Source organism: Streptomyces sp. AHU1, from assembly GCF_045343905.1.
GTDB lineage: Bacteria > Actinomycetota > Actinomycetes > Streptomycetales > Streptomycetaceae > Streptomyces > Streptomyces triticiradicis.
This window is the reverse complement of sequence record NZ_CP174283.1, coordinates 6,172,933-6,190,583: the sequence shown is the minus strand read 5'-3', so window position 1 is coordinate 6,190,583 and position 17,651 is coordinate 6,172,933. Positions and strand designations below refer to the sequence as shown.

At 71.8% G+C, this 17,651-nt stretch carries 17 protein-coding genes and 1 riboswitch; of the genes, 7 read left to right on the top strand and 10 right to left on the bottom strand.

The window, feature by feature from the left end:
• Positions 1–8: 8 nt before the first annotated feature.
• Positions 9–785 carry an enhanced serine sensitivity protein SseB gene (locus ACICHK_RS27680; protein WP_151472048.1) on the bottom strand — a complete coding sequence of 259 codons (777 nt, stop codon included), beginning with the start codon at positions 783–785 and terminating at the stop codon, positions 9–11.
• A gap of 63 nt (positions 786–848) precedes the next feature.
• Positions 849–1,541 carry an AAA family ATPase gene (locus ACICHK_RS27675; protein WP_151472047.1) on the bottom strand — a complete coding sequence of 231 codons (693 nt, stop codon included), beginning with the start codon at positions 1,539–1,541 and terminating at the stop codon, positions 849–851.
• A gap of 151 nt (positions 1,542–1,692) precedes the next feature.
• Positions 1,693–1,789, top strand: a riboswitch (glycine riboswitch).
• Between the two features lie 142 nt (positions 1,790–1,931).
• On the opposite strand from ACICHK_RS27675, the gene gcvT reads away from it, so the two are divergent.
• The 4 genes from gcvT (at position 1,932) to ACICHK_RS27655 (ending at position 6,446) form a co-directional block, all read left to right on the top strand.
• The gene (gene gcvT / locus ACICHK_RS27670) at positions 1,932–3,050 is read left to right on the top strand and encodes a glycine cleavage system aminomethyltransferase GcvT (protein ID WP_406838984.1); all 1,119 of its coding nucleotides are present in this window, start codon (positions 1,932–1,934) and stop codon (positions 3,048–3,050) included.
• 214 nt (positions 3,051–3,264) lie between these two features.
• Positions 3,265–3,642, top strand: coding sequence for a glycine cleavage system protein GcvH (gcvH, locus tag ACICHK_RS27665; protein ID WP_406838983.1), 378 nt, complete (start codon positions 3,265–3,267; stop codon positions 3,640–3,642).
• A gap of 11 nt (positions 3,643–3,653) precedes the next feature.
• Positions 3,654–4,913, top strand: a complete 1,260-nt coding sequence (gene glyA / locus ACICHK_RS27660; protein WP_406838982.1) for a serine hydroxymethyltransferase — start codon at positions 3,654–3,656, stop codon at positions 4,911–4,913.
• 165 nt (positions 4,914–5,078) lie between these two features.
• Entirely contained in the window at positions 5,079–6,446 is a 1,368-nt protein-coding gene (locus ACICHK_RS27655) for an L-serine ammonia-lyase (protein ID WP_406838981.1), read from the top strand.
• A gap of 126 nt (positions 6,447–6,572) precedes the next feature.
• On the opposite strand, the gene ACICHK_RS27650 is transcribed toward ACICHK_RS27655, so the two are convergent.
• Positions 6,573–7,763, bottom strand: coding sequence for an MFS transporter (locus ACICHK_RS27650; protein WP_192582600.1), 1,191 nt, complete (start codon positions 7,761–7,763; stop codon positions 6,573–6,575).
• A 521-nt stretch (positions 7,764–8,284) separates the two neighbouring features.
• Between ACICHK_RS27650 and ACICHK_RS27645 the strand changes: the two genes are divergently transcribed.
• Complete coding sequence (locus ACICHK_RS27645; protein ID WP_151472041.1) at positions 8,285–8,842, top strand: glycoside hydrolase family 25 protein; 558 nt, start codon at positions 8,285–8,287, stop codon at positions 8,840–8,842.
• Positions 8,843–8,962: 120 nt separating this feature from the next.
• A complete protein-coding gene (locus ACICHK_RS27640) occupies positions 8,963–9,505 on the top strand; it encodes an MOSC domain-containing protein (RefSeq protein ID WP_406838980.1) in 543 nt (180 codons plus the stop codon).
• Between the two features lie 94 nt (positions 9,506–9,599).
• On the opposite strand, the gene ACICHK_RS27635 is transcribed toward ACICHK_RS27640, so the two are convergent.
• A complete protein-coding gene (locus ACICHK_RS27635; protein ID WP_103553197.1) occupies positions 9,600–9,812 on the bottom strand; it encodes an EF-hand domain-containing protein in 213 nt (70 codons plus the stop codon).
• Between the two features lie 207 nt (positions 9,813–10,019).
• Between ACICHK_RS27635 and ACICHK_RS27630 the strand changes: the two genes are divergently transcribed.
• Positions 10,020–10,661 (top strand): GNAT family N-acetyltransferase, encoded by a 642-nt coding sequence (locus tag ACICHK_RS27630; RefSeq protein WP_406838979.1) that lies wholly within the window; start codon positions 10,020–10,022, stop codon positions 10,659–10,661.
• Positions 10,662–10,733: 72 nt separating this feature from the next.
• Here ACICHK_RS27630 and ACICHK_RS27625 read toward each other — a convergent pair whose 3' ends face one another.
• The 6 genes from ACICHK_RS27625 to ACICHK_RS27600 form a co-directional block, all read right to left on the bottom strand.
• Entirely contained in the window at positions 10,734–11,936 is a 1,203-nt protein-coding gene (locus ACICHK_RS27625; protein ID WP_406838978.1) for a YncE family protein, read from the bottom strand.
• Positions 11,936–12,775: a polysaccharide deacetylase family protein gene (locus ACICHK_RS27620; protein WP_406838977.1), complete on the bottom strand. Its 840-nt coding sequence runs from the start codon at positions 12,773–12,775 to the stop codon at positions 11,936–11,938. The genes ACICHK_RS27625 and ACICHK_RS27620 overlap by 1 nt, the downstream gene beginning before the upstream one ends.
• Positions 12,776–13,077: 302 nt before the next feature.
• Entirely contained in the window at positions 13,078–13,581 is a 504-nt protein-coding gene (locus ACICHK_RS27615) for an ATP-binding protein (RefSeq protein ID WP_406838976.1), read from the bottom strand.
• Positions 13,582–13,925: 344 nt separating this feature from the next.
• The gene (locus ACICHK_RS27610; protein ID WP_151472036.1) at positions 13,926–14,693 is read right to left on the bottom strand and encodes an enoyl-CoA hydratase/isomerase family protein; all 768 of its coding nucleotides are present in this window, start codon (positions 14,691–14,693) and stop codon (positions 13,926–13,928) included.
• A gap of 238 nt (positions 14,694–14,931) precedes the next feature.
• Complete coding sequence (locus ACICHK_RS27605; protein WP_406838975.1) at positions 14,932–16,179, bottom strand: Ig-like domain-containing protein; 1,248 nt, start codon at positions 16,177–16,179, stop codon at positions 14,932–14,934.
• Between the two features lie 168 nt (positions 16,180–16,347).
• Positions 16,348–17,565 (bottom strand): Ig-like domain-containing protein, encoded by a 1,218-nt coding sequence (locus tag ACICHK_RS27600; RefSeq protein WP_406838974.1) that lies wholly within the window; start codon positions 17,563–17,565, stop codon positions 16,348–16,350.
• Positions 17,566–17,651 lie beyond the last annotated feature (86 nt).

Sequence of the window (17,651 nt, the reverse complement as noted above, 5' to 3'; positions counted from 1 at the left end):
GGCGCCGTTCAGTGACCGTGCTGGTAGAAGGGGCGCACCCGGTCCCGCATCCAGTCGCCGACCGGGTCCTGCGCCACGTCGAGGAGAACCAGGTTCACCGGAATGTTCACCGGGACGCGGCCGAGGGCACGGCCCAGGGCGTCCAGGGGCAGCGCGCGGGCGTCGCCCTCCCACGCCGAGAGCTCGACACCGATGAACATGACCGGTTCGTCGCCCTCGATGCTGGCCAGACAGCGGCGGGCGCTCAGGACGACGCCGGTCGCGGCGAACTCCGCCGAGGCCGCGGCGAGGAAGTCCATCGGGTCGTCCTGCCAGTCGGGCTCGAAGAGCCGCACACGGCCCCCGGTGGCCGCCCCGTCCAGCTCGGTCCGCCCGGCCCTGCACAGCTCGGCGACGGCCGGCGGCGGCAGCGGGATCCCGACCACGCCGTCCGGGTTCACCACGATGCCGACCTGCGGCGGAAGTCCGCGGGCGAACTCCACGGCGGGCGCGATCGTGTACGACATGTGGCCGCCGACGACCTGGCGGAACTGCTCCTCGGAGCTGAAGACGGGGACGTACACCTGGCCCCCGAAGTCCATCGTGGGCAGATCGAGCGCACCGCTCCCCGGGCCGCCGCCGTTGGGCAGCGGCACCCACACGAAGCTGCGGCCGAGCACCTCGACGATGCGAGCGGCCGTCGAGGGCCCCGCGGGCACGCCGAGCGCGGAGGACAACACCTCCTCCAGCTCGTTGCCGGGCCAACCGCCGTGCGGATGGGGGTGCGCCTGTGCCGGAAAGTCCATCTGTCTACCGCCCGCTTCGAACCGTTGTTCCGGCTGGAAAGGTTAGTGGGCCACCGAGACCTCTCAGTGGCCGAAGTCGATCCTTCGCAGCACGTCCGCCGCGTCCCGGTCGATGAGGACCGCGGACCGGCACCCCTCGGGCAGGTCTCCCCGCTCGGCGGAGCGCAGCAGCCGGGCGACCGCGCCGCGATGGCGGGCGAAGGCGTAGCGCGAGACGCCCCGGCCGCGCTCGCGCTGGCCGTCCAGCGCGGTGCCGGGCGTGACGTCGAGCAGCAGCAGGTGCAGCGCGCCGCCGCGGCGCCGGGCCTCGCGGGCGAGCCAGCGGCGCACCCAGGCCTGCGTACCGCAGTCGTGCACGACGAGTCCGCCGCCCTCGCGCAGGGCGCGGCGCAGGCCGGCGTAGTGCGCGACGCGGACGAGGGGGCGGTAGACCGCGTACGGCAGCAGCCCGGCCATCCGGCCGTCCCAGCGGTCACGGGTGTCCTGCGAGTCGACGCGCGTGCCCCGCACCGCCCGCCGCATCAGCGTCGACTTGCCGCTGCCGGGCAGTCCGGTGACCACGACGAGGTCGCGCGCCCCGAAGCGGAGGCCGTGCGGACTGTGCCCGACCCGGTCGCGGAGGTCCCGCACGACAGCCGCCGGGAGCGGGCCGCGGGCCTTCCGGGCCGGTGCGCCGGGTTGCTCGGGCAGTGCGAGACCCGAGGTCGTCGCGTACGCCGTGGTCCTGTTCACCGTGACCGTCCTCCCCTTGGACATGGGGTCTCATCCCCGACGAGTGTAAAGAGAAGGTAATGCCCGGCGCTTCCCGTTTCCGTACGCGGACCGCCACAGCCCGGTCACAGATGGCGGGCTGCCGGGACCGGACGGCGCGTGCGATGATGACCGCGCCAACTGCATACCGGCCGCTTGAATCCGCGCGGGAGAGTCCTGGGTACGTGTACCCGGGCGCCGAAGGAGCAAGTCCCTCCCTTGAATCTCTCAGGCCCCGTTACCGCGCGGGCGAGGCACATCTGAAAAGCGGGCCGCTGTCACAGCGGTCCCACCCAAGGTGCAAGTCGTGTCCCCGAGTGGTCACGACGAACCTCTCAGGTTCCGATGACAGATGGGGAGGAACGACCTCGCCGTCATGCCTTGGGAGCCACACCGATGAGCAGCAACGCACCCCGTCACACCGCGCTCGACGCCCTGCATCGTTCGCTCGGCGCGACCATGACCGACTTCGCGGGCTGGGACATGCCCCTGCGGTACGGCTCGGAGCGCGACGAGCACATCGCCGTCCGCACGAAGGCCGGCCTCTTCGACCTCTCCCACATGGGCGAGATCACCGTCACCGGACCGCAGGCGGCCGACCTCCTGAACCACGCGCTGGTCGGCAACATCGCCACCGTCGGCACCGGCCGCGCCCGCTACACCATGATCTGCCAGGAGGACGGCGGCATCCTGGACGACCTGATCGTCTACCGCCTGGCCGAACAGGAATACATGGTCGTCGCCAACGCCTCCAACGCCCAGGTGGTGCTGGACGCGCTGACCGGGCGCGCCGCCGGTTTCGACGCCGTGGTGCGCGACGACCGTGACGCGTACGCGCTGATCGCCGTGCAGGGCCCCGAGTCGCCCGGCATCCTCAAGGCGGTCACCGACGCCGACCTCGACGGCCTGAAGTACTACGCGGGCCTGCCCGGCACCGTGGCCGGCGTTCCGGCCCTGATCGCCCGCACCGGCTACACCGGCGAGGACGGCTTCGAACTGTTCGTCGCCCCCGCCGACGCCGAGAAGGTGTGGCAGGCGCTCACCGACGCGGGCGCCCCGGCCGGTCTCGTCCCCTGCGGCCTGTCCTGCCGCGACACGCTGCGCCTGGAGGCCGGCATGCCGCTGTACGGGCACGAGCTGACCACCTCGCTGACCCCCTTCGACGCCGGCCTCGGCCGGGTCGTGAAGTTCGAGAAGGACGGCGACTTCGTGGGCCGCGCGGCGCTCCAGGAGGCCGCCTCCCGCGCCGAGCAGAACCCGCCGCGGGTCCTCGTCGGCCTGATCGCCGAGGGCCGCCGGGTGCCGCGCGCCGGGTACGCGGTCGTCGCCGGCGGCGAGGTGATCGGCGAGATCACCTCCGGCGCCCCCTCCCCCACGCTGGGCAAGCCGATCGCGATGGCGTACGTCGACGCCGCGCACGCCGCGCCGGGCACCGCCGGGGTGGGCGTGGACATCCGAGGGAAAAGCGAGCCGCACCAGGTCGTCTCGCTCCCCTTCTACAAGCGCCAGAATTGAATCCTCCCTGACCACGAAGGCAAGGGATTCCTGACTCACGCTGCTCGATGACCAGGCAAGCCATCGAGTCTGACGCGATCAGCGCCAGCCGGGTTGAAACCAGCCCGGGAAACGACACAACCGTAGCACGCAGCAACCGGCTGATTCCCCCGTGTAATCAAGGCCGTACAGCCCCGTGCAACAGCACTCCACCGCGTACAGGAGAATTCAGGTCATGAGCAACCCCCAGCAGCTGCGTTACAGCAAGGAGCACGAGTGGCTGTCCGACGCCGAGGGCGGCGTCCGGACGGTCGGCATCACCGAGTTCGCGGCCAACGCGCTCGGCGACGTCGTCTACGCCCAGCTCCCGGAGGTCGGTGACACGGTGACCGCGGGCGAGGCCTGCGGCGAACTGGAGTCGACCAAGTCCGTCAGCGACCTGTACTCCCCGGTCGACGGTGAGGTCGTCGAGGCCAACCAGGACGTCGTGGACGACCCCGCCCTGGTCAACTCCGCCCCCTTCGAGGGCGGCTGGCTGTTCAAGGTGCGCGTCACGGACGAGCCCGAGGACCTGATGTCCGCCGACGAGTACACCGCCTTCACGGCCGGCTGAGGAGTCACCGCATGTCGCTCATGAACACCCCCCTCCACGAGCTCGACCCGGACGTCGCGGCCGCCGTCGACGCCGAGCTGCACCGCCAGCAGTCGACCCTGGAGATGATCGCCTCGGAGAACTTCGCTCCGGTCGCGGTCATGGAGGCCCAGGGCTCGGTCCTGACCAACAAGTACGCCGAGGGCTACCCGGGCCGCCGCTACTACGGCGGCTGCGAGCACGTCGACGTGGCCGAGCAGATCGCCATCGACCGGGTCAAGGACCTGTTCGGCGCCGAGTACGCCAACGTCCAGCCCCACTCGGGCGCCTCCGCCAACCAGGCCGCGCTGTTCGCGCTGGCCCAGCCCGGGGACACCATCCTCGGCCTGGACCTGGCCCACGGCGGCCACCTGACCCACGGCATGCGCCTGAACTTCTCGGGCAAGCAGTTCGACGTGGTCGCGTACCACGTGGACGAGAACGGCCTGGTCGACATGGCCGAGGTCGAGCGGCTCGCCAAGGAGCACCGCCCGAAGGTGATCATCGCCGGCTGGTCGGCGTACCCGCGTCAGCTCGACTTCGCCGAGTTCCGCCGGATCGCGGACGAGGCCGGGGCCTTCCTGTGGGTCGACATGGCCCACTTCGCGGGTCTGGTCGCGGCGGGTCTGCACCCGAACCCGGTGCCGTTCGCGGACGTGGTCACCTCCACCACGCACAAGACCCTCGGCGGCCCCCGCGGCGGCATCATCCTGGCGAAGAAGGAGTTCGCGAAGAAGCTGAACTCCTCGGTCTTCCCGGGCTTCCAGGGCGGCCCCCTGGAGCACGTGATCGCCGCCAAGGCCGTCTCCTTCAAGGTCGCCGCCTCGGGCGACTTCAAGGAGCGCCAGCAGCGCACGCTGGACGGCGCGCGCATCCTGGCCGAGCGTCTGGTGCGGGACGACGTGAAGGCCGTCGGCGTGGACGTCCTGTCCGGGGGCACGGACGTGCACCTGGTCCTGGTCGACCTGCGCAACTCCGAGCTGGACGGGCAGCAGGCCGAGGACCGCCTCCACGAGGTCGGCATCACGGTCAACCGCAACGCCATCCCGAACGACCCGCGCCCGCCGATGGTCACCTCCGGCCTGCGCATCGGCACGCCCGCCCTCGCCACCCGCGGCTTCACGGCCGAGGACTTCACCGAGGTCGCGGACATCATCGCCGAGACGCTGAAGCCGTCCTACGACACGGAGTCCCTGAAGGCCCGTGTGTCCGCTCTGGCCGACAAGCACCCGTTGTACCCCGGCCTGAAGTAGTTCCGTAGGATTTCCTTCATTTCCTTTTCACCCGTACGGTCTGTATTCGTACGGACATCCGGGGCACCGCGCACACTGGAAGCAGAGCGCGGTGCCCCGTTCCATGCAGTCCCCGCACCACCTCGGCCGGACAACGGCGTCCGGCGACATCAGCAAGGAGTTCCCGTGGCCATCTCGGTCTTCGACCTGTTCTCGATCGGCATCGGCCCGTCCAGCTCCCACACGGTGGGTCCGATGCGCGCCGCGCGCATGTTCGCCCGGCGGCTGCGCAACGAGGGCCTGCTGGCCCCGGTCACGTCGATACGCGCCGAGCTGTACGGCTCCCTGGGCGCGACCGGCCACGGCCACGGCACCCCCAAGGCGGTGCTGCTCGGCCTGGAGGGCGCCTCGCCCCGGACGGTGGACGTGGAGGGCGCCGACGAGCGGGTCGAGCAGATCAAGGCCTCGGGCCGGATCCGGCTGCTCGGCGAGCACGAGATCGACTTCTCCTTCGACGACGACCTGATCCTGCACCGCCGCAAGGCCCTGCCGTACCACGCCAACGGCATGACGATCTTCGCGTACGACGCCTCGGGCGACCTCGTCCTGGAGAAGACGTACTACTCGGTCGGCGGCGGCTTCGTGGTCGACGAGGACGCGGTCGGCGAGGACCGCATCAAGCTCGACGACACGGTCCTGAAGTACCCGTTCCGCACGGGCGACGAGCTGCTGCGGCTCACCAAGGAGACCGGTCTGTCGATCTCCGCCCTGATGCTGGAGAACGAGCGGGCCTGGCGCACCGAGGAGGAGATCCGCGAGGGGCTCCTCGGGATCTGGCGCGTGATGCAGGCCTGCGTCTCGCGCGGCATGACCCGTGAGGGCATCCTGCCCGGCGGTCTCAAGGTCCGCCGCCGAGCCCCCCTCTCGGCCCGCCAGCTGCGCGCCGAGGGCGACCCGCTGGCCCACGCGATGGAGTGGATCACCCTCTACGCGATGGCGGTCAACGAGGAGAACGCGGCGGGCGGCCGGGTGGTCACCGCCCCCACCAACGGCGCGGCGGGCATCATCCCGGCGGTGCTGCACTACTACATCAACTTCGTGCCGGGCGCCGACGAGGACGGTGTCGTACGGTTCCTGCTCGCGGCCGGGGCGATCGGCATGCTCTTCAAGGAGAACGCCTCCATCTCGGGCGCCGAGGTCGGCTGCCAGGGCGAGGTCGGCTCGGCCTGCTCCATGGCGGCCGGCGCGCTCGCGGAGGTGCTGGGCGGCAGCCCCGAGCAGGTCGAGAACGCCGCCGAGATCGGCATGGAGCACAACCTCGGCCTGACCTGCGACCCGGTCGGCGGCCTGGTCCAGATCCCCTGCATCGAGCGCAACGGCATGGCCGCCGTGAAGGCCGTGACGGCCGCCCGGATGGCCATGCGCGGCGACGGCTCGCACCTGGTCTCCCTCGACAAGGTCATCAAGACCATGAAGGAGACCGGCGCCGACATGAGCGTGAAGTACAAGGAGACGGCCCGGGGCGGGCTGGCGGTCAACATCATCGAGTGCTGAGCGTCCGCCGCCGGCCCTGACCGGCGGGCCCGCGCCCCGCACCCCGGCCGGACCGGAGACGACGAGAGGGCCGGTCCCCCGTCCGCGCGGACGGGGGACCGGCCCTTCGGCGACGGCGGCGGGCCGTCAGTGCGTCCGTGCCGGGGCCGCGGGGGCGGCCGGAGCCCGCCGGGACACCGCGTGGCGGACCCCGGTGCCGGTGAAGGCCAGTGCCGCGGCGGCGACGAGGCCCAGCAGGGCCAGGCCGGCCCCGTAGTCCCCGTACTTCCCGTAGAGCACGCCCATGACCAGGGGCGGCAGGAAGCCGCCCAGTCCGCCCGCCGCGCCGACGATGCCGGTGACCGAGCCGACCTGGCCGCCCGGGGCCAGCAGCGCCACCAGAGCGAAGACCGCTCCGCTGCCCGCGCCGAGGGCGGCGCCCATGGCGAGGAAGGCGATGGTGCCGACCGGGGCCAGCGAGGGCGTCAGCGACTGCACCACCGCTCCGGCGAGCAGCACGCTCAGCGATCCGGTGAGGACCCGGACCGGGCCGAGGCGGTCCGACAGCCAGCCGCCGACCGGCCGCATCGCCACGGCCAGCAGCACGAATCCGGCCATCCGGTTCGCCGCGTCGGCCTGGGGCAGGCCGTAGCCGGTCTTGAGGTAGGTCGGCAGGTAGACGGAGAAGGCCACGTAGCCGCCGAACGCCACCGCGTACAGGGCCGAGGCCTGCCAGGTGATGCCCAGCCGGACGGTGGCGGCCAGGCGGCGGGCGAGCGGCTCCGTCGGCACGGCGCGGCCCGGGGCGTCGCGCAGCAGGAGCGCCGCCGTCACCGCGTACACGGCCAGCACCGCGGCGGTGATCAGGAACGGGGCGGCCAGACCGTGCGCGTCCACCAGCTTCACCGTGGTCAGGGCGCTGACGGCGGTACCGCCCATGCCCGCGCCGAAGATCCCGATGGCCAGGCCCCTCCGCTCGGGCGGGAACCATGCGCTGACGAGCGGTACCCCGACGGCGAAGGCCGTGCCCCCGATGCCGAGGAAGAAGCCGCCGGCCAGCAGGGCCGTCAGCGAGGAGTGCCCGGCGAGGCCGAGGTAGAGCACGGGGACGATCGTGGTGGCCGAGACCAGCGGGAACATCACCCGGCCGCCGAACCGGTCGGTGAGGGCCCCGACCGGGATGCGGCCCAGCGAGCCCACCACGACCGGCACCGCCACCAGGAGCGACTGCTGGAAGGAGGACAGGTCCAGGGAGTCCTTGAAGCGCGGGCCGAGCGGGCTGAGCAGCGCCCACGCCCAGAAGTTGACGGCGAAGCCGACCGTGGCCAGCGCCAGCATCAGCCACGCCCTGCCGGGTACGGCCACGGGCGCCGGCTCCTGTGCCTGCGCCTGCGCCTGCCCGGAGGGCCGCTCCTGCTCCGGCCCCGGGCCCCGTTCCGGCTCCTGGTTTCTCGACGACTGCAGCATTCCGCCCGCTCCTTCACTCACGCCGGCCGGGCCCGGTCGTCCCCCGGTCCCGCAGGGCGGCGGCGCGTCCGCGCACCTCGCCGCCCGGAGCAAGAATCCGCGAAAGGGCCGCTCCGCCGCGTGGGCCACCCGGCCCCTGGGGCCCGGCCGATGGGCCATCGCGGCGCGGCCGACCGGCCCGGGGCGGGAGGACCGTGCGGACGGATACGGGCGTACCGGTCACACGTGCGAGCGTGGAGGGGACGAAGTAGGGGAATTCCAAAGGCAGTTGTCCCTCACGGACCCGCCCCGCGGACAACGGCGGCCGTTCCCCGCGGCCACCGGGCATCCGCCGCCGGGCATCGCGCCCGCGCGGCCCGTCCCCCTTCCCCCCACGCACGGAGGCTCCCCCCATGCTGCGAGGCATCGACGTCAGCGCCTACCAGTCGTCCACGTACAGCACCGCCGGCCTCTCCTTCGTCTTCGTCAAGGCGACGGAGGGCCGCTCGTACGTCAATCCGAAACTCACCGCGCAGGTGAGGACGGCCCGCGACGCGGACTGCGTCGTCGGCTTCTACCACTTCCTGTGGCCCGGCGACATCAGCGCCCAGGCCGCGTACTTCGTGAGCAAGGCCCCCGAGCGGGCGGGCGACCTGCTCGCCGTCGACTGGGAGACCACCGGCGAGGGCACCCACGCGAGCAACGCGGAGAAGGACCGTTTCATCCGCAAGGTGAAGGAACTCCGTCCGGACAACCGCGTGGTGCTCTACACGAACCGGGACTTCTGGCTGAACGTCGACACCACCTCGTACGCGGGCGACGGCCTGTGGATCGCCGACTACGTGACCGCCGGCGAACCCCGCATCAGGGCGAAGTGGCGCTTCCACCAGTACACCTCCGAGCCGGTGGACCGGGACGTCGCGGACTTCGGGACCAAGGCGGCCCTGCGCGCGTGGGCGGACAGCGCCTGACGGACCCGCCCTCCGGCCGGCCGGGGCCGCGTCCCGTGCTCCGGCGTCCGTGCGGCGCGGGCCGTACGATTTCGCCGGTCACCGGCGCGATCGGGCGCCGGACGAGCGGGGAGCGGTCACATGGGCGGAACGGTCACAGCGGTCAGCAGCAACGGGACGTACTCGTTCACCAAGCCGAACCGGGAGAGCGTCACCCTGCTCGCCGGGCTCGGGGTGGAGGGGGACGTGCACGCCGGGACGACGGTCAAGCACCGGTTCCGGATGGAGAAGGACCCCTCGCAGCCGAACCTGCGGCAGGTGCACCTCATCCACGAGGAGCTGTTCGACGAGGTCCGGGAGGCCGGATTCGAGGTCGCGGCCGGCCAGCTCGGCGAGAACGTCACCACCCGGGGCATCGATCTGCTGGGGCTTCCCACCGGGACGCGGCTGCGCCTCGGGACGGCGGCCGTCGTCGAGGTGACCGGACTGCGGAACCCCTGCGCCCAGATCGACACCTTCCGAAAGGGCCTGCTGAAGCACGTCGTCGGCCGCGGCGAGGACGGAAGGGCCCGGTTCAGGTCCGGGATCATGAGCGTCGTCCTCGTCGGCGGGGTGGTACGGCCCGGCGACGGGGTGACGGTGGAGCTCCCGGACGGGCCGCACCGGCCCCTGGAGGTCGTCTGACCACGTTCCGGGACGGCGGGGGGCCTTCGCCGCCCCGCACGCGTCGAGGGGGCGCCCGCGGAGATCCCGGCGGGCGCCCCCTCGGACGGCGTCACTACTTGTTCAGGTGGGTCCAGAACTCGTCGAACGAGAGGACCTTGTCGCCGTTGAGGTCGCGGCTGGCGATGACGGCCTCCGCCACCGACTCGGTGACGTTCCAGTCGCCGCCCTGGGCGAGAGCGGACTTGAACTCGGCCGCGGTGATGAACCCGTCACCGTCCGAATCGATCCGCTCGAACTGCTTGCGTGCTTCCTCGATGTCGGCCACCGGTCCGCCCCTTCGTCGTGCATCAGTCATGCGTCACTGCCTTGTGTACGGAGGTCAGATTAACGGTCCGTATGAACGCTCAGTGCCACGCCCACCCAGCCGAATTGCTCACAGTGCCCCGACGGCGAAAAGTCCGGTACCGTCGTCGACCGTGTCCGCGAGCCCGCACCTCCGGGCGGGCGGCGACCCGAGCGGCGGAGGACAGCGATGCCCGGCACTCTGCGCGACATCCTGGACGCGGCGGCCCGGGGGGTCTTCCCTCCGCCCGACGGCTCCGTCACGGTCGTGCGCCAGCACTCTCCCCGCGACGCCGGCGTCCTCGCCTTCACCGCGCACTCCGTCGTCTTCACCGACGAGGACGAGGACTGGGTGCGGTCCGCGCTGAAGGCCCTCGACTGCGACGCGCTCGCGGCGGCCATGAACCCCCGCTTCCTCGCCGCGCTCCTGGAACGGACGGGGCGGTCGAACGACACGGTCGACCTGATGTCCGTCGCCACCCCGCTCCCCGGCCCCGCGCCCCTCCCGCTCGAAGAGGTCGACGCCCCCACCCGTCCCCGGGTCGCGGCGGCCCGGAAGCGGCGCGACGGAGTGCGGGCGTGGGCCGCGGACGGCGGGGTCCTCGTCCTCGGGCGGGGGATCGGGGGACGCCTGGAGGTCGCGGTCGAGGTGGACGGGGGCGCCCGGCACCGGGGACTGGGCCGGGCGCTCGCCTCGGCGGCGCGGCACCTGGCGGGCGAGGCGGTCTGGGCCCAGGTGGCCGCGGGGAACGCCCGCAGCGTGCGGGCGTTCCAGGCGGCGGGTTACCGTCCCGTGGGCGCGGAGGCCCTGCTCATCGCGCCGGGACGCTGACAACGCCCTTTCGGCACCGGCGAGTCGGGGCCGTACGGAGCACGGCCCGGCTTCTTCCTCCCCGGACAGGGCCTAGCGGAAGATGCCGGTGTGGCCGAGCGAGTAGCGGCCGGGCTGGGGGTAGACGGCGAGGCCGTGCGGGCCGCTGCCGACGGGGATACGGGCGAGCTGGTGGCCGGTGCGGGTGTCGATGGCGTACACCTCCGAGTTGTACCGCCCGGAGAGCCACAGGACCTTGCCGTCCGCGGAGACGCCGCCCATGTCGGGGCTGCCCCCGTCGGGCAGGTGCCACTTCTTGGTGAGACGGTTCTGCGTGAAGTCGAAGATGGAGATGGTGCCTTCGCCGCGGTTGGAGATGTACATCTCACGCGAGTCCCGGCTGACGTAGAGACCGTGGGCGCCCTTGCCCGTGTGCAGCAGGACCGGCTGGGTGAACTTGTCGCCGTCGAGGATCCACACGCCGTCGGCCATCATGTCGGCGATGTAGAACCGCTTGCCGTCCGGGGAGATCTTCACGTCCTGCGGCATCGCCCCGTGAAAGGGCAGTTTCTGCTGGGCGGTCACCTCCATCCGCTCGGTGTCGACCTTCAGGAGTTCACCGCTGAACTCGCAGGACACGATGAAGTAGCGGCCGTCCGGGGAGAAGTCGGCGTGGTTGACGCCGTAACAGCTGACCGGCTCCGTCCTGACGGTCTTCATGGTGTGCGCGTCGCGGAAGACGAGTTCGCGGTCGAGGGAGGCCATCACGATCGCGTACTTGCCGTTGGGCGTGAAGTAGAGGTTGTACGGGTCGTGCACGTCGACCGGCTCGCCCGCCCTGCCGGTCCTCGGGTCGATGGGGGTGAGGGTGTTGCCGCGGTCGTTGTTGACCCACAGCGTCTTCAGGTCCCAGGAGGGGACGACGTGCTGGGGCTGGACGCCGACCGGGATCGTCTCGACGACCTTGTACGTCGCCGGGTCGATGACCGTGACCGTGTTGGAGTTGGTGTTGGGCACGTAGACCCGGGACGGGAAGTCCTTGACCACCGGGGAGAGCCGGTTCGGGCGGTCGGCGGCGTAGACGTCCGCCGGGTCCAGCAAGGGGGGCATCCCGGGCAAGCCCTGGACGGCCGGCTTCTTGACCGGGGCCGGCGGGACGGCCGCCTTGGTGGTGGCGCGGACCTGGTCCGCGTGGTCCGGGGAGGAGGCGCCGCAGCCCGGGAGGACGGCGAACGCGGTGAGGGCGGCGCCCGCGATCAGGACGCGGCGCAGGGGGGAGGAGGGGGGCGTCAGCATCAGCTCAGCAGCTCCGTGGTGGTGACCGCGCCGAGGCCGCGGCGGTCGAGTTCGTGCAGGAGGGCGGGGAGGGCGGCGACCGTGTCGGCGTATCCGAAGTGCAGGCTCACGACGGAGCCGGGGCGGATCTCGGCCAGGACCTTGCGGGTGACGGCGGCGGCTCCCGGCGAGGTGTAGTCGAGGGAGTCGACCTCGTAGGAGAGCGTGTGCGGGTAGCCCGCTTCACGGGCGAGGCGCTGGACCAGGGGGGACGCCCTGGGGCTGCGGGAGGGCCGGAACCAGGTGCCGATCGAGCCGGTGAGGCGCTCGAGGCGGTCCGCGCACCCCCGGATCTCGGCGGCCGCCTCCGTCTCCGTCATCGCGTTGATGTCGAGGTGGCGGAGGGTGTGGTTGCCGAGGTCGTGGCCGCCGTCGAGGATGCGGCGGGCGATGTCCGGGTGTTCGTCCAGCCAGGTGCCGACGGCGAGGACGGTGACCCTGGCCCCGGCCTTCTCCGCCTCGCCGAGGAGCGCCTTCGCGACGGCGGGGTCGCCCTGGCCGTGAAAGGTGAGGGCCACTTCGGACGGCCGGGTCCGGGGGCCGTGGGTGATCTCGGAGGGCTGGGCGGGATAGCGGCGGGGCGCGGGGGCGCGGGCGGCGGCTCCGCGGGTCGCCGGGGCGGGGGACGCGCTGGGCGCGGCCGGAGGTGCCGTGAGATCGCCGGAGTGGGCGGCTCTCGGGGCGGAACAGCCCGCGGCCGCTCCGGCGGCGAGGGTCCCCGCGGTGAGCGCGAGTCCCGTGAGCAGGGCGGCGCGCCGGGGTGGGGCGGGGGCCGCGGGGTCTTCGGCGGGCGTGGTCACCGGACCATTTAAGGGTGAATCAGCCGAAAAACCGGCGATTGGTACGGCCGGGTGGTGGTGCGGGTCGCTCCACGCCTTCCGGATACGGGGCCGCGGGGCGGCGGGACCGGCGGGCGGAGCGGGCGCCCCTGCTTTTGGATCAGTCGACCAGGTCTGCGATAGTCAGCAGTGCGACGTCCACCCATTGACCCGGGCCACGGTTGTCGCCGGTGGCGCGGTTCACACCCCAATTCGTTCCGCGGCACCCCGCGAGCCCCGGCTGCCATGCGGCCGGGGCTTACGCGTGCCCGCCCCGGGGCGGGTCAGCGGTCGGCGACGCGCATCTCGAACCAGGTGGTCTTGCCGCGGGGCAGCAGGTCGACGCCCCAGCGGTCGGAGAGCTTGTCGACGAGGAACAGACCCCGGCCGCTCACGTCCATCTCCTGGACCGGCATGAGGCAGGGAAGGCCGCGGGAGGGGTCACGGACCTCGATGCGTATCCAGCCGCGGCGGCGGCGCATACGGAGTCCGAAGACGCGGGCGCCGGTGTGCCGTACGGCGTTGCCCACGACTTCGGAGACGAGTAAGACCGCGTCCTCGGTCATCTTCGGGGACAGCCCCCACTGGCGCAGGACCACGACCTGGGCGAGCCGCCGCGCGGTGGCCGCGGACTCCGGACGGGACGGCAACGGCACTTCCGCCTCGGTGGGATTGCCGAACAACTCCAGTGCCTTGAGTGCTCGTTCGTCCTCGACCGCAGGCGACCAGCGCGCCGCGGTCGCACTTCCGTGCCGCCGCGGCTGTTCCGTACCCTCCAGCCCCGCCATGCCCCCCATCATGGCCGCCCAGAGCCCCCTTCGGGGCCGTTCCGACGGATTGGGCCCCCCGGAACGGAGCGTTCCGGGACAGTCGAAAGGCATATGCCAGAGGCATTTCGGAGGTGGCGGGAGCCCGTCCGGCCTGCCGGAACAGGCCGGTCCGGGGCAATCACCACCGCCTCACGGCAGGCGCGGCCAAGACCGTCTCGGGCCCGGGGGGAGACGCCCTATCGAGGGACACCGGCACGAATGTGCCGCGTTCCGGCCCGGGGAGCGGGAGGCCGTGTCCCGGACCGGCACGGCGGACGACCAAGAGGCGGACGGCTCAGAGGCGGACGGCCCAGAGGGACGGCTCAGAGGAACTTCGCCTTGCCGGGGCCCTCTTCCACGAAGCTCCGCATGCCCCGCTCGCGGTCCTCGGTCGCGAACAGGCCCGCGAACCAGTTCCGCTCGACGGTCAGTCCGGTCTCGATGTCCGTCTCCAGGCCCGCGTCGATCGACTCCTTCGCGGCCCGCAGCGCGATGGCCGGGCCCTGGGCGAGCCGCGCGGCCCAGGCGTGCGCGGCGGTGTAGACCTCGTCGGCGGGGACGACCCGGTCGACCAGACCGAGCGCGAGGGCCTCGTCGGCCTTGACCATGCGGCCGGTGAAGATGAGGTCCTTGGCCTTGGAGGGGCCGATCAGCCGGGAGAGCCGCTGGGTGCCGCCGGCACCGGGGATCAGGCCGAGCAGGATCTCCGGCTGGCCCAGCTTGGCGTTGTCCCCCGCGATGCGGTAGTCGGCGCACAGGGCCAGTTCGCAGCCGCCGCCGAGCGCGTATCCGGTGACGGCGGCGACGACGGGCTTGGGGATGCGGGCGACGGCGGTGAAGGAGTCCTGCAGGGCCCGGGACCGCGCGACCATCGCGGCGTGGTCCATGGCCTGCATCTCCTTGATGTCCGCGCCCGCCGCGAACACCTTCTCCCCGCCGTACAGCACCACGGCACGGACGTCCGGCCGGGCCGTGGCCTCCTCGGCCAGTTCCTTGAGGCGGTCCTGCGTCGCCACGTCCAGCGCGTTCATGGGAGGGCGGTCCAGGCGGATGGTGCCCACGCCTTCGGCCACTTCGAGATGCACAGTCATGGGAGCAGGTTAGTGGCCGTTAACGGCACCGGGCCGGGTGTGCTGGGTCACAGCACACCCGGCCCGGCGGGAAGGAGGCGGGCGATGGGACCGGACACGGTCACGCGAGCCGGGCGAAAGCCGTCACGCGGTCCGGTCCTCGGCCCTCACGCGGTCCTGTCCTGCGAGATCACCCGGTCCGGTACGGCGAGATCACCCGGTCCGGTACGGCGAGATCACCCGGTCCGGTACGGCGAGATCACTTGGTCCAGTCCGCCCACGATATGTTCCAGCCGTTGAGGCCGTTGGCCGGGTCGACCGTCGGGTCGGTGGAGTTCTTCACGACCACCACGTCGCCGACCATCGAGTGGTTGAAGAACCAGGCGGCCGGCACGCCGCTGTCGTAGCCGCCGCGCACGTCCCGCAGGCCGATGCAGCCGTGGCTGGCGTTGTAGTTGCCGAAGGCGCCGCCGCCCCAGTAGTTGCCGTGCACGAAGGTGCCGGAGCTGGTCAGGCGCATGGCGTGCGGGACGTCCTTGATGTCGTACTCGCCGTCGTAGCCGACCGTGTCGCCGTTCATCCGGGTCACGGTGAACTTCTCGCTGATGACCATCTGGCCGTTCCAGGTGGCGTAGCCGGGCTTGCCGGTGGTCACCGGGATGGTCTTGACGACCTTGCCCTCGTGCATGACCTTCATCGTGTGCTTCTTGGCGTCCACGACGGACACCTGGTCGCGGCCGATGGTGAAGGAGACGGTCTTGGCCTGCTTGCCGTAGACGCCCTTGCGGCCCTCGACGCCGTCGAGGTTCAGCTTCACGGTGACCTTGGTGCCGGCCTTCCAGTACTTCTCGGGCCGGAAGTCGAGGCGGTCGTTGCCGAACCAGTGGCCCTGGACGTCGACGGCCGGCTCGGTCGTGATCTTGATGGCCTTCTCGACGTCGTCCGGCTTGGTGATGCCCCGGGTGAAGCGGACCGAGAACGGCATGCCGACGCCGACCTTGGAGCCGTCCTCGGGCGTGAAGTTGCCGGTGAAGGTGTTCCGCGGGCTCAGCGTCGTGAAGGACGAGTCCTCGGCCGCCGTGCGGCCCTCGGAGTCCTTCGCGACCGCGTGCACCTGGTACTTGGTGGACGCCGCGAGGTGCGTGGCGGGCGTCCAGCCGCTGCCGTCGGCCGATATCTCGCCGTCGACCTTCGTGCCCTTGTCGTCCTTGACGGTGACCTCGGTCAGTTTGCCCTTACTGGCCTCGACCTTGAGGGTGCCGCTGGTGTCGACGTCCTTGGCGCCGGCCTTCGGCGCGATCGTGACGACGGCCACCGACTGCTTGCTCACCGCAGTGGTGCTGCCCTTGTCGTCCTTGTCCTTCCCTGCGGACCCCGAGTCCGTTCCCCCGCCCCCGCCGCAGGCCGTGACGGCCAGCAGCGCACCGCCGACCATCACCGCCCACCGCTTGTTGCGGCCGCGTGAGCGTCCACCCGCCGACGCCCCCGATATCGGTCGCACCTTCACAGTCTTTCTCCCCTCGCAAGGCCTGATCAGGCCCCCACCCCAGCGCGTCCCGCGCGATCACTGGCGCATATTAACCTCACGGTTTTGAGCTCCGTGTCAGGCCAATGTCACCGTTCCGTCGCAACTTGGACCATCGACCGCGAAGATGGTTGCACCGGGGAGCGAAGATCAGCCGACCGCGCTGCCGGCCTTCCACTCCTGCCAGCCCATGTTCCAGCCGCCGAGCCCGTTGTCGGGGGCGACCTTCTTGTCCTCGCTGTGGACGACCTCGACGACGTCCCCGACGAGGCTGCGGTCGAAGAACCAGCCCGCCGGGGTGTCCGAGCCGCCGCCCTTCACGTCCCGCAGTCCCACGCAGCCGTGGCTCACGTTGGTGTTGCCGAAGGCGTCCGGCGCCCAGTAGTTGCCGTGCAGGAAGGTCCCGGAGTCGGTCAGGCGCATCGCGTGCGGCACGTCGGGGATGTCGTACTCGCCGCCGAAACCGACGGTCCGGCTGTTCATCCGGGTCACCTCGAGCATCTCCATGACGACCATCTTCCCGTTGTACGTCGTCGTCTTCGGCGCCCCGGCCGTGATCGGCACCGTGGCGAGGAGGTCGCCGTCGCGGCGCACCTGCATGGTGTGGGCGCCGGCGTCGACGAGGGACCTCTGGTCGCGGCCGACGGTGAACGAGAAGGTCCTGGACTGGAGTCCGTACACGCCGGGCGCGCCCTCGACGTCGCGCAGCCGCAGTTCCACGGTGACCTTCGTGCCCGGCTTCCAGTACCGCTCGGGCCGGAAGTCGACGCGGCCGCCGCCGAACCAGTGCGCGCGGACCGGGACCGCCGGCCGCGCCGACACGCGGACGGCCCGCTCGACGGCGGCCCGGTTCTCGATCTCCCGGTTGAACTCCAGGGAGACGATCATTCCGGTGCCGACGACGGACCGGTCCTCGGGGGTGACGTACCCGATGAACCGCTCGCCGGGCACGGCCGTGGTGAACGTGGTGTGCCGGGCCGAGCGGCGCCCGTCGCCGTCCAGGGCCACCGCGTCCACGGTGTACTTGGCGGCCAGGGCGAGCCTCTTGTCGTCCGGTCTCCAGGACAGACCGTCCTCGCTGATGTGTCCGGGCACGGGGGACTCCCGGGCGTCCTGGAACTTGACGACCTTCACGGACTCCAGGCGCCCGCCGGGCACCCGCACCAGCAGCGCCTCCCGCGGTCGTACGCCCTTGCTGTCGTCGTCGGGCGAGACGTGGATGGCGTCCTTCGGCGACCGCGGTTTGCCGAACGCCTCCCCGACCCCGTGCGAGGTGCAGCCGGAGGCTCCGGCCAGCAGACCGGCCCAGGTCAGTACGGCGGCCAGCGCGGCCCCTGCGCGCCGCGCGCGCGTCTGTACGTGCTTCACAAGGGACCCAACGACGCCGCCCCTCCGGGGAAACGTGAGTGCGAGCCACGCTCTGGGCAGAACAGTGGGGAGGACGACGCGCCAAG